9 protein-coding genes are annotated in these 11,081 nt (G+C 74.5%); 2 read left to right on the forward strand and 7 right to left on the reverse strand.

Annotated elements, in window-relative coordinates; all coding sequences use genetic code 11:
* The first annotated feature begins 183 nt into the window (after positions 1–183).
* The gene (locus ACFVIM_RS27630; protein ID WP_384306671.1) at positions 184–3,540 is read left to right on the forward strand and encodes a BTAD domain-containing putative transcriptional regulator; all 3,357 of its coding nucleotides are present in this window, start codon (positions 184–186) and stop codon (positions 3,538–3,540) included.
* 28 nt (positions 3,541–3,568) lie between these two features.
* Here ACFVIM_RS27630 and ACFVIM_RS27635 read toward each other — a convergent pair whose 3' ends face one another.
* The 7 genes from ACFVIM_RS27635 to ACFVIM_RS27665 form a co-directional block, all read right to left on the reverse strand.
* Positions 3,569–4,147: an EF-hand domain-containing protein gene (locus ACFVIM_RS27635; RefSeq protein WP_384306673.1), complete on the reverse strand. Its 579-nt coding sequence runs from the start codon at positions 4,145–4,147 to the stop codon at positions 3,569–3,571.
* Between the two features lie 4 nt (positions 4,148–4,151).
* On the reverse strand, positions 4,152–5,120 hold the full coding sequence (locus ACFVIM_RS27640) for an STM4011 family radical SAM protein (protein WP_384306676.1): 969 nt from the start codon (positions 5,118–5,120) through the stop codon (positions 4,152–4,154).
* Positions 5,121–5,133: 13 nt separating this feature from the next.
* Positions 5,134–6,516 carry an STM4012 family radical SAM protein gene (locus tag ACFVIM_RS27645; protein ID WP_384306678.1) on the reverse strand — a complete coding sequence of 461 codons (1,383 nt, stop codon included), beginning with the start codon at positions 6,514–6,516 and terminating at the stop codon, positions 5,134–5,136.
* 127 nt (positions 6,517–6,643) lie between these two features.
* The gene (locus ACFVIM_RS27650; protein ID WP_384306692.1) at positions 6,644–7,486 is read right to left on the reverse strand and encodes an STM4013/SEN3800 family hydrolase; all 843 of its coding nucleotides are present in this window, start codon (positions 7,484–7,486) and stop codon (positions 6,644–6,646) included.
* Positions 7,487–7,878: 392 nt separating this feature from the next.
* The gene (locus ACFVIM_RS27655) at positions 7,879–9,138 is read right to left on the reverse strand and encodes an STM4014 family protein (protein WP_384306681.1); all 1,260 of its coding nucleotides are present in this window, start codon (positions 9,136–9,138) and stop codon (positions 7,879–7,881) included.
* A 7-nt stretch (positions 9,139–9,145) separates the two neighbouring features.
* The gene (locus ACFVIM_RS27660) at positions 9,146–10,111 is read right to left on the reverse strand and encodes an STM4015 family protein (protein WP_384306683.1); all 966 of its coding nucleotides are present in this window, start codon (positions 10,109–10,111) and stop codon (positions 9,146–9,148) included.
* Between the two features lie 265 nt (positions 10,112–10,376).
* Positions 10,377–10,610: a hypothetical protein gene (locus ACFVIM_RS27665; protein WP_384306686.1), complete on the reverse strand. Its 234-nt coding sequence runs from the start codon at positions 10,608–10,610 to the stop codon at positions 10,377–10,379.
* A gap of 103 nt (positions 10,611–10,713) precedes the next feature.
* On the opposite strand from ACFVIM_RS27665, the gene ACFVIM_RS27670 reads away from it, so the two are divergent.
* Positions 10,714–10,893 (forward strand): hypothetical protein, encoded by a 180-nt coding sequence (locus tag ACFVIM_RS27670; protein WP_384306689.1) that lies wholly within the window; start codon positions 10,714–10,716, stop codon positions 10,891–10,893.
* The last annotated feature ends 188 nt before the right edge of the window (positions 10,894–11,081 follow it).

Raw genomic sequence — 11,081 nt, forward strand, 5'->3', positions numbered from 1 at the left:
GGGGGGTTTCACCTACGTGGTGAGGGGTCGGTTCCGCGGCTGACCACCCCGGTGGCCCGCGCCGCCGCCCGGGGGTGGGCCACCGCCACCCGGACGCGTCAGCGTCCGCGAACCAGGTGTGTGAGCTGCGCCGACGTCCTCGTCCACAAGGGCCGCCCCACGGCCGTGGGTTAGCGTGACCCCATGCGTTTCGGAGTGCTGGGGCCCTTGAGTGTGTGGACCGAGGACGGGCGGGCCGTCAGGGTCCCCGAGGTGAAGGTCCGTGCGCTGCTCGCCCGGCTGCTGGTGGGTCAGGACGGGCCGGTCTCCGCCGACCGGATCATCGACGATCTGTGGGGCGAGCGGCTGCCCGGCAACCCGGCTGGGGTGCTCCAGAACAAGGTCTGGCAGCTGCGCCGGGCGCTGGAGGACGCCGAACGCGGCGGGCGGGACCTCGTCGTCTCCCGTCCGCCCGGGTACCAGCTGGTCGTTGCCGCCGACGCCGTGGACGCGGGCCGGTTCCAGGCGCTGACCGGCCGCGCCCGGACCGCCACCGATCCCCGTACGCGCGCGGCCGCGCTGGCCGACGCCCTGGCCCTGTGGCGCGGGCCCGCCTTCGCGGACTTCGCCGACGAGGGGTTCTGCCGGGTCGCCGCCGCGCGGCTGGAGGAACAGCGGCTGACCGCGCTGGAGGAGCTGGCCGAGGCCCGGCTCGCCCTCGGCGAGCACGTCCTGGTCGCCGATGACCTCGCCGACCTGGTGGCGCTCCACCCGCTGCGGGAGCGGCTGCGCACCGCGCACATCCGCGCCCTCTACCTGGCCGGACGGCAGAGCGCGGCCCTGCGCGGCTACGCCGAGCTGCGGGAACGGCTCGTGGAACACCTGGGTGTGGACCCGAGCCCCGAACTGACCGCGCTGCACCGGGCGATCCTCACCCAGGATCCCTCGCTCACCCCCGTACCGTCGCCGTCGACCACGGCGGCCCGGCCGCCGTCGAACGTGCCGGGTGCGCTGACCGAGCTGATCGGCCGGGATGAGGCGGTCGAGGAGGTGAGCGGCGCGCTCGCCGGTGAGCGGCTGGTGACGCTCACCGGGCCGGGAGGGGTGGGCAAGACGCGGCTGGCGCTGGCGGTCGCCACCGGAGCGGCACCGGCCTTCCCCGGTGGAGTGAGGCTGGCGGAGTTCGCGGGGCTCGCGCCCGCGCGCGGGCCCGGCACCGCCGGGGTAGGGGAGGTGGTCGCCGGGATCCTCGGCGTACGGGACGACATCGTCCCCCTGACCGCACCGGGTACGGGGCCGCTCACCCCGGCCGCCCGGATGGCCCAGGCGCTGGGCGAACTCCCCACGCTCCTGGTGCTCGACAACTGCGAACACGTGGTGGAGCCGGTCGCCGATCTGGTGGAGCGGCTCCTCATGGCGGCCCCGGCGCTCACCGTCCTGGCCACCAGTCAGGTGCCCCTCCAGGTACCGGGCGAGCGGCTGCACGAGGTGCGGCCGCTGACCGGGGAGAGCGCGGTGGCGCTCTTCACGGCACGGGCCAGGGCCGCCGCGCCCCAGCTCGACCTCGGCGCGGCGGACAGCGGCACCGTGGCCGCGATCTGCCGCCGCCTCGACGGGATCCCGCTGGCACTGGAGATGGCCGCCACCCGGGTGCGCGTCCTGGGGATCGCCGAACTCGCCGCCCGTCTGGACGACCGCTTCGCTCTGCTCGCCTCAGGGGTGCGCGGCGCGCCCGCCCGGCAGCGGACCCTGCGCGCGGTCATCGACTGGAGCTGGGACCTGCTCGGTGAGCCCGAACGCACCGTGCTGCGGCGGCTCGCCGTCCACGCCGACGGCTGCGCTCTCGCCGCCGCCGAGGAGATCTGCCCCACCGGCACCCTGGGCCGCGCCGATGTGCTCGACGCACTGGCCCGGCTGGTCGAGGCGTCCCTGGTGGTCATGACCGAGACACCGGACGGGCCGCGCTACCGCCTGCTGGAATCCGTGACCGCCTACTGCGTCGAACACCTGCGGGCCCGCGACGAACTGGACGGACTCCGGCTCCGCCACCGCGCCCACTACACGGCGTTCGCCGAACGCGCCGAGCCCCAGCTGCGGGGAGTCGGACAGCGCCAGTGGCTGCGCCGCCTGGACGCGGAGAACGCCAATCTGCGCACCGCCCTGGACAGTGCCGTCCGCGCCCACGACACGGAACACGCGCTACGGCTGGTGAACGCCCTGTCCTGGTACTGGCATCTGCGCGGCCGGTACGACGAGGCCCGGCGCGCCCTGACCCGGGCCCTCGCGCTGGTGCCCGGGGCTCAGCACACCGTCATGGACGCCGGGGGTGGGACGCGGGACCTCGCGGACGACCGGCGCCGAGACCACGACCCCACCGCGTCCGACGCGCACGCCGCCCGGGTCGCCACCGCCACCGCCTGGCTCGGGGGGATGCGGCTGGCGCTGGGCGGCAGCTCCGACCCGCTGGCGGAGTACCGGGCGGCCCTGGCTCCGTACGAGCGCGTCGACGACCCCCTCGGCCGGGCGCGGGCCCAGTGGTACCTCGGCTCCAGTCTCTACGGCATCGGCGATCTCGGTCCCAGCGAGGAGTTGACCGGCCGGGCGCTGGCCGCCTTCCGCGCCCTCGGTGACCCGTGGGGCACGGCGGCGGCCCTCGCCAGCCGGGCGTTCCACGCCAAGCTCCGGGGGGACTTCGCCGCCCTGCGCCGCCACGGCGAACAGAGCGCCGCCCTCTTCCGCGAGCTGGGCGACGGCTGGGGGCGGCTCCAGGCGATGGTGCCGCTCCAGACCCATGCCGAGGTCGTCGGCGACTACGACCGGGCGGCGCGGCTCTGCCGTGAGGGGCTGCGGATCGCCGAGGATCTGGGGCTGTGGACCGAGGTCGCCTCCCAGCTCACCGGCCTGGGCCGGATCGCCCTGCTCACCGGGGAGCTGCCCCGGGCCCGGGAGTACCACGAGCGCGCCCGGCGGCTCGCCGTCGAACAGTCCGACACCTTCGGTGAGCAGTACGCCGAGACCGGACTCGCGCTGGGTGCCCGCAGGGAGGGACGGCTCGACGACGCCGAGCGCCATCTGCGCCAGGTGCTGTGGCTGCACCAGCGGATGGGGTTCGAACCGGCGTCACCCCCGCTGATCCTCGCTGAACTCGGGTTCGTCGCGGAGGCCCGGGGACAGGCGCCGCTCGCCCTGCGGCTCCAGCGGGACGGGCTGGGCGCCGCGCGGGCCTCGGGCGATCCGCGCGCCGTCGCGCTGGCCCTGGAGGGGCTCGCCGGGGCCTGGCTGCTCTCCGGCCACGCCCGCCGGGCCGCCGGACTCCTCGGCGCGGCGACGCGGGCCCGTGCCTCGGTGGGCGTTCCGCTGCCGGGCGGCGAGCGGGGTGATGTGGACCGTATCGCCGCCGGGGCCCGGGAGGTGCTCGGCGCGGCCGGGTACGAGGACGCGTTCCAGCACGGCCGCGCCCTCGGACCCAGCGCCTGGACGGAGCCCACCGAGCCCACCGAGCCCACCGAACCCACCGAGCCCACCGAGTGCGCCGAACCCGCCGTGAGTCTCAGCCCCTGACACCGCGCCGGGGCCCGGCCGCCCTCGGTCAGTGGCGGTCGGGACCGCCGTCCAGCGGTCCCAGCAGCCAGGCGCCGGGCCCACGGGGGTCGTCGTCGAAGTAGTACGCGCGGATCGCCTCCAGCAGCTCGTCCCGGCCGATCAGCCCGTCGCCGTCCCGGTCCAGCCGCCCGAAGACCTCCCGGGCGTCCCCCTCCGGCAGCCCCATCAGCGCCCCGGTCCAGCGGACCTGTTCCTCGCGGGTGAGCCGCCCGTCGCCGTCCTGGTCGACGATGTCCATCAGGGCGTCGAGGAAGGGTACGTACATCGCGTCGAACGAGCCGGGTGTCACCAGCAGTCCGGCCGCGAACGCGTCCCGGTACTCCCCGGCGCTGATCCTGCCGTCCGCGTCGGCGTCGGCGACGCGCACCAGGTGCTCCCACAGGCCCGTGGTCAGCGCGCTGAGCCGCGCCAGCGCCGCCGAACCGGCCTCCTGCCCGAACGCGACCCGCAGCCGTTCGACCGCCGTGTCGAAGTCCCGGCGCTCGATGAACCCGTCACCGTCGGTGTCGTACGTCGCGAAGCGCCGGGCGAGCCTGCGCTCCAGGAACGGACTGACATCCACCATCTGCTCACTCCTCGTTCGTGCCGTCACCAGTCCCCTGTCTACCCGTGCGGCCGTGGTCCTGTCCCCGGTTCACGCCGATCAAGGGCAGGGGGATCCCGCCCCCGCCGAGGTCCGCGTCGGAGTGCCCGGGCCATCCCGCCGGGATCCGTTCGAGGACACCTCCCGCGAACACGTCGTACAGCGGCAGTGTCTCCAGATGGACATAGCCGATATGGCAGTCGCACACCGCCAGCGGGCAGGCCCGGGGGCCCAGCGCGGCCCGGAACGAACCGTCGTAGAGACTGCCCAGCTCCGCGCGGACGAAGTGGCAGCGGCGCACCGTGCCGTCCCCGTCGACGGAGACCACGGACTCCCCGGTACGGCAGGGCAGTCCGGCGCTGCGGTGGGGATGGCGGCTGTAGGGGAAGAGCGGGTCGAGCGCGGTCCACCGGGCGGCCTCGGCGTCCGTGTAGGTGTGGCCCTCGGCCGCGTTGATCCAGAGGTAGACCCGCTCCGGCAGGGCCGCGCGCAGCCGCGCCGCGTGCTCCAGGTGGTCCGGCAGCCCGACCACCCCGACACTGAAGCGCACCCCCCGGGCCGCCAGGTCACGGCACGTGGCGAGGAAGCGTTCGTACGGCGTCTGACCCGGGTGGTAGGTGCACCACAGGGCGAGGGTGTCCAGGTCGGCGTCGGCCAGCCAGTCGGTACGGCAGCTGAGGTTGGTCTGGATCGCCACCCGCCGTATGTGGGGGAGCCGGGAGAGCCGGACCAGGGTCCGCCGGTACCAGGAGCGCACCAGCCCCTCGCCCCACGGGGTGAAGAGGACGGACAGCTGATCCCCGGTCTGTTCCTCCGCCCAGTCGGCGAAGCGCTCCAGCGCGGCACGGTCGGCGCGCAGCAGCTCCGGGGTGTCGCGCCGCTTGGCGAACGGACAGTACGGGCAGTCGTAGTCGCAGGAGGACAGGGGTCCCCGGTACAGCAGCGTCAGATCCATGGTGCCGCCCCGCTCATCTCGGGTCGTACGCGGCCATGGCGGCGCGTACGTCCGGGGAGAACAACGCGGGGCCGATCGCGTCGGAGTGCGCCAGCCCCTCCTCCGTCAGGCGCAGCACGCCGTCCGGGCCGCCGGGCTCCAGCCAGCCGCGTTCGGCGAACCGGGCCAGTTCCCCGGGGAAGTCCTCCCCGGGCGAGGAGCCGAACCGGGCCGTGTAGTCGGCGGTGTCCATGCCGTCGGCCTGGAGCAGGGCCTGGAGCAGATGGCGGCGGCGGGACTCGTCCTCGTCCATCTCCCGTCCGTAGTCGGCGCGGGTGAAGCCCTCGGCGGGGCGGGCGACGTACTCGTCGATGATCCCGCGTATATGTCCCATGCCCACCGCGTAGTCGAACGAGTAGTGCAGGCTCCGGGTGTACGAACGCGCCCCGCAGCCGAGTCCGATCATGCCGTCGGTCTGGCAGGCGTAGTCGTCCGCGCCCTCCGGTGGCGCGTCCGCGCGCCGGAACATCCGCATCGACCGCTGCTCGTAGCCGTGCGCCCGCAGCTGGTCCCGGCCGTACCGGTAGAGCCGCAGCCGCTGGGCGTCCCAGGCGGGGTCCGGCCCGGTGCCCTGGCGGCCGAGTCCGGTGAGGGGGCGTACGTAGAGCGGGTAGAGATAGAGCTCCTCGGGACGCCAGGCCAGCGCCGCGTCCAGTGAGTGCCGCCAGCTCTCCTCGGTCTGTCCGTCGATGCCGTAGATCAGATCGATGTTGAGCACCGGGATCCGGGCGTCGCGGATCCGGGTGAGGGCGCGCTCGACATCGGCGCGGCGCTGGGGGCGCACGGCGGCCCGTGCCTCGGACTCCACGAAGCTCTGCACCCCGAGGCTGAGCCGGGTCGCCCCGCGCTCGGCGAGCACCGCGAGCCGGTCGGCGGTCGCGGTGGCGGGGGAGGCCTCCACCGAGAGCGGGATCGCCCGCAGATCGGCGCCCATCCACCGTTCCGCGATGTCACAGAGCCGGGTCAGCTCCGGCGCGGTGAGGAACGTCGGTGTTCCCCCGCCGAAGGCGGCGGTCGCGAACCGTACCGGCTCCCGGTCGCCGAGCGCCTCACGGACGGCGCCCGCCTGCCGCTCCAGGGCGTCGAGATAGGCCCCGGTGAGGCCCTCGGGCGCGCCGACGCGGGTGAACAGGTTGCAGAATCCGCACCGGACCTCGCAGAACGGTATGTGCAGATAGAGCGAGAGCGCGTCGGTGGGCTCACCCGCCCACAGCTCGCGCAGCGCGCGGGGGTCCCGGAACCGCCGGTAGGCGGTCTTGTGCGGGTAGGCGTAGACATAGCTCTGGTACGGGCCGTGGGGCGCGGGCGCCGGGCCGGGGGCGGTGCTGGTGGGCAGGAGCAGGGGTGTGCTGGTCATCGTGCCTCGTCGTCTCGGGCCGCCGGGCCACCGGGGGCCGGGACGTCACCGGTGGTGGGGGCGGGGTGGTCGGCCGGGGTGGGGTGCGCTGCGGGGGCTGCGCTGGTGCCCGGGGCCCCGGCGCCGGTCAGGGTGTCGGCGGCCGGGCCGGTCCCGGTGGCCGCACGGGCGTCGTGCTCAGGAAGAAGTGGGCGTACGGCACCGTCCACACCGCCTCATGGCCGAGCCGGTGGCCGGTGAACCCGTCGTCGCCGTAGGTGGTGCCGTGGTCGGAGCAGACGATCGCGAAACAGCGGCGACGGCTGCTCGCGGCGGCGAAGAGCCGGCCGATATGCCGGTCGACGTACTCCAGGGCGGCGGCGTGGGTGGCCCGGGTGTCACCGGACGCACGGGTCGCGCCGGGCAGATGGAACCAGTTCGGCTGGTGCAGCGCCGAGACGTTGACGAAGAGGAAGAGCCGCCGCTCGGGCGCCAGCCCCGCCACGACCCGCTCCGCGCACGCCACCTGCTCCTCGAAGGAGGTGGGCGAGGCCACTCCGTACTCCGGTTCCCAGTGCGACTCCTCGAAGAGCCCGGGCAGCACCGAGCCCAGCGCCCCGCGCCGGTTGAAGAAGCCGACCCCGCCGACGCACACCGTGTGGTACCCGGCCCCGGCCAGCCCCGACACCAGATCGGGGGTGTCATAGACGAAGGTGTCCGGCGCGGTCGTCTCGCTGCCCGCGAACCGCGCCGCGAACAGCCGGGGATGCGGCCCCGGTATGGCCGGGGTGGGCAGGAACCCCGCGAACATCGCCTGGTGCGAGGCGTAGGTGAAGCTGCCCGGCGCGTGCCGCTTCTCCCAGCGGCCCCCGGGGAGATGGCGCGCCAGACGCGGGATGCGCCCGGCGGCGGCCAGTTCGGCGGCCACGTCGTAGCGGAGGGTGTCGAGGGTGACGAAGAGCAGGTCGTGGTCGCCGATGACCGCGTTCATGTCCGGCGCGGCGGCGGACCGCGCCGGATGGCTCTCCGCCCCGCCGGGTCCGGTCGGTGCCCCGCCGGGTCCGGTCGGTGCCCTTCCGGTACCGGGAGGGCTCAGCTGCGGCCGCCCGGCCGCCGTGGCAGAAGAAGACACGGTTGTTCCTTGCTCTGTGCGCGGTGTGCTGGGGTGGATGGGGGAGGGGTGGCGGTGGCGGGGCCGCCGCTCAGGAGTGTCGCCGTCCTCCCTTGGACGACGTCCGGGGGAGCACGGGCGGGGTCTGGCGCTGGGGGTACTCGCCCGGGCTCCGCCGGGGGTACCCGCGCCGGGGCCGTGAGACCCGGGGGCGGGGGTAGCCGTCCGGAGGGATGCCGCGTGGGGCGTGGCGGGTCGGCGAACCTCGCCGGTCACCGCACGCGCGGCACCCGGAGTGCGACGGCGGCGATCTGCGCGTCGTAGGTGTCGAGCCCCTCGGCGCCGCCGCCGGGCAGTCCGGTCAGGCCCGGCAGCAGATCGCCGAAGGCGTTGACCTCGCCCACCGCGAACCGCCGCCAGCCGACCGCCGGGAGCAGGTCCACGCCCACGCACAGGGTGCCCGGGAAGCGGGCCGCGGCCCGTTCGGCGACCCGCAGGACCTCCGCCCAGGGGGTGCCCGCCGCCTCGGCGGCGGCCTGGGCGGCGGCCAGATCGCCGCGGACCCCGCCGAGATGGAGATTGGTCATGGGCGAGCGGCCGGCGCGCACCACGGCGTGGGTGGCCCGCCCGGCGACCACGACCACCCGCAGATCGGCCGCCCGGCCCCGCTGTCCCGCCTTCGGCAGCCAGCGCTCCAGATGCAGTCCGTCCGGGGCGAGTCCGTCCACGATCGCCGCCACGTCCCGTTCCCGGTCGTAGCGGCGTACCCGCAGGGAGTTGAAGAGCCGTCCGTCCCCGGTCAGCTCCACCGACGTGGTGGCCCGGACCCGGCCGTCGCGCGCCGTCTCGACCGCGAGCACCCCGGACGCCGACGAGCCGTGCGCCGGCTTGACGAAGGCCCGGGGCATCCCGTGCTCCCGCATCAGTGTCCTGACGTCCGCCCAGCCGCCCACCGGGGCGGCGCCGGGCCCCGATGTGGGCGACTCGGGCACCGGGACGCCCCCGGCCCGGAGGACGCCATGGCACAGGCGCTTGTCGAAGAGCACGGCCAGTTCGGCGGGGTCGTCCAGCGCCAGGCCGCCGGTGAGACTCCGCACGGCCGCCGTGAACCGCTCGTACCACCGCGCCGATCCCTCGACCCGGGTGGGGTCGTCAGTCCCTCGCAGCAGCCGTTCCACCTCGGGATCCTCACCGGGTGAGTCGATCCGTACGGTCTCCCACGGGGCGAACCGCGCCCCGCCCCCGCGCAGCACATCCCGCCACGGCACCACACGCGGTGCGGGCAGGCCCGCCCGCCGCACAGCCGCCGCGAAAAGCGTGACCCTCCGGTTGCCGGGGTTGCCCACGACCGCGAAGCACGGGCGGTCAGGGCCCGTGTCCCGCTCGGGGGAGTACGGGAGGGGTCGGCCCGGCGCGCCGGTGTCCGCCGACCGGGAGGCGTCCGCCGCGGGCCGGGGGGAGTGCGCCGGACCCCCGTCACCGGGCGGGCTCCACGGCGGCGGACCGTGGTGGCGCGCCAGGCCGTCTCTCATCGGGCCCTCACTCCGAGATCGCGACGTAGCGGCTCGGCTCGCCGTCCCCGTCGTCGTACTCCTCGGCGCCGTCCGGGTCCAGGAGCACCTGGACGCCCGCAGGACCGAGGGTCTCCCGCAGCCGCCGCTGGAGCTCCTCGCCGATGTAGTGGTGGTCCAGGTCGAGGGTCTGGAGATGGGTCAGCGACTGGCCCGAGAGCAGGGCCTCGGCACCCCGGTCCCCGAGCGTGCCCATGGACAGGTCGAGGACCTCCAGCCGGGCGACGACCGGCGCCGTCGCGAGGGCGATGGCGATGTCGTCCTGTATCGAGCTGTTGCGCAGCGCCAGATGGCGCAGGCTCGGCAGCCGCTCACCGGTCAGGAACGGCGCCAGGTCGGACACCTCCGCGTCGGCGCCGTACTCGCCGGTCCCCAGCCACAGGTCGAGCCGCTCCAGCGCGGGCAGCTCGCTCTCCGCGACCCCCCGGACGACCTCCACTCCGAGCCCGCCGGTCTCGATGGTCAGGGACCGCAGCCGCCCGTGCCGCACCGCCGAGAGCGCGAGACCGGAGCCGCCGCGCACCCCGAACTCCTCCAGCGCGGGGAAGCCCCGCAGCAGCCCGGTCAGGTCGGACTGGGTGATCCAGGAGATCTCGGCCTCCTCCATCGTCAGGTCGCCGACGAACAGCGCCTTCAGCTCCGGCAGCCGCTCACGGGCGGCCAGGAGCGCCGCGACGATGGCGGAGGAGTCGGTGTCATACGCCTCGCTCCAGGCGCCGACGATCAGGGCGCGCACCCGTGTGGTGTCCACGGTCTCCAGGAAACGGGCGAAGACCTCCTCCCACTCCTCCTCGCCCTCCCCGTAGGCGTCGCCACGCAGGGCCCATGCCACGGCGTCAGGCTCGGGGAGCGTGACCTTCTCCCCCTCGTCCGGCAGGGGGAAGGTGAACGCCGGCAGGTCGTACAACTCCTGAAGGTGTTCCACGATGGTCATGCGGATGGCTCCTGACATGCGAAGGGCTCGTTGCCGATGTGGCAGAAGTTCTACCAAGCGCCACTGACAACGCCTTCGCCGGGCCGCCGCTGATGGGCGTGGACCGTCTCTGACCGGCCCGCCCCGCCCTTGACCCGGCAGCCCCGTGACTCGTGCCCCGCGCGGTCCGCCGGGCCCGGGGCGCGGTGGCGCCAGCCGGGCCGGGCCGTTCCGGAGGCGCGAACGCCTCCGGAACGGCCCGCTTCACCGGGTGCGGTGGGGTGCCTCAGATACGGACCGACAGGACGTACACGTCCGGCCGTCCCGGGAACGGCTCACACTTGTAGAGCAGGCCCCACAGATCCGCTCCGGCCTGGCCCGCCTGCTGACACTCCGCGTAGGAGGAGTGGGTGCTGCGCGGTTTGAAGAAGGGGTCCGCGGTGGCGGGCGGCGCGGCGGTGAGGGCGAGAGCCGCGGTGGCGAGCGCGGTTCCGGCGACGACCCCAAGGCGTTTGATCATGTGACACAACTCCCTTGACAAGAAGCAGTGATGATGAGCCATCAGATAACGGCCCAAACTCCGGTGGACAGGTACCGGTTGCTTGGACAGGGAGAACGTAGCTGTGGTGTTCATCGATCGACAAGAGGTCTACACCAGTAGACTTTTCCAGGTCTTTTGCGGGGGCTTGGCGTTGATCCCATCCGGGGAGCGGGGCATTCCGCTGTCGGGACCGCTCGTCGCGCGGGCGCGCGAGAGCGATGTGATCCAGCCACTGGTGAAGCGCGGTTCATGGCGGAAGTGAAACGGGCGGTCGGGCGGCCGGGCGGTCGGCTCAAGGGGCGAGGTCATCGCCCGCTGACGCGAGGTGTCCAGGCTGTCGACGGCGCGAGGTGCCCGGGTGGCCGACGCCACCGTGGCGGCCGGTCCGTACGCGAGGTCGCGCCGCTCTCTCCGGCGCGGTGCCACGGCCCGGGCGAGCCGTCACCGGAC

This window comes from Streptomyces sp. NPDC057638, from assembly GCF_042800315.1.
GTDB lineage: Bacteria > Actinomycetota > Actinomycetes > Streptomycetales > Streptomycetaceae > Streptomyces.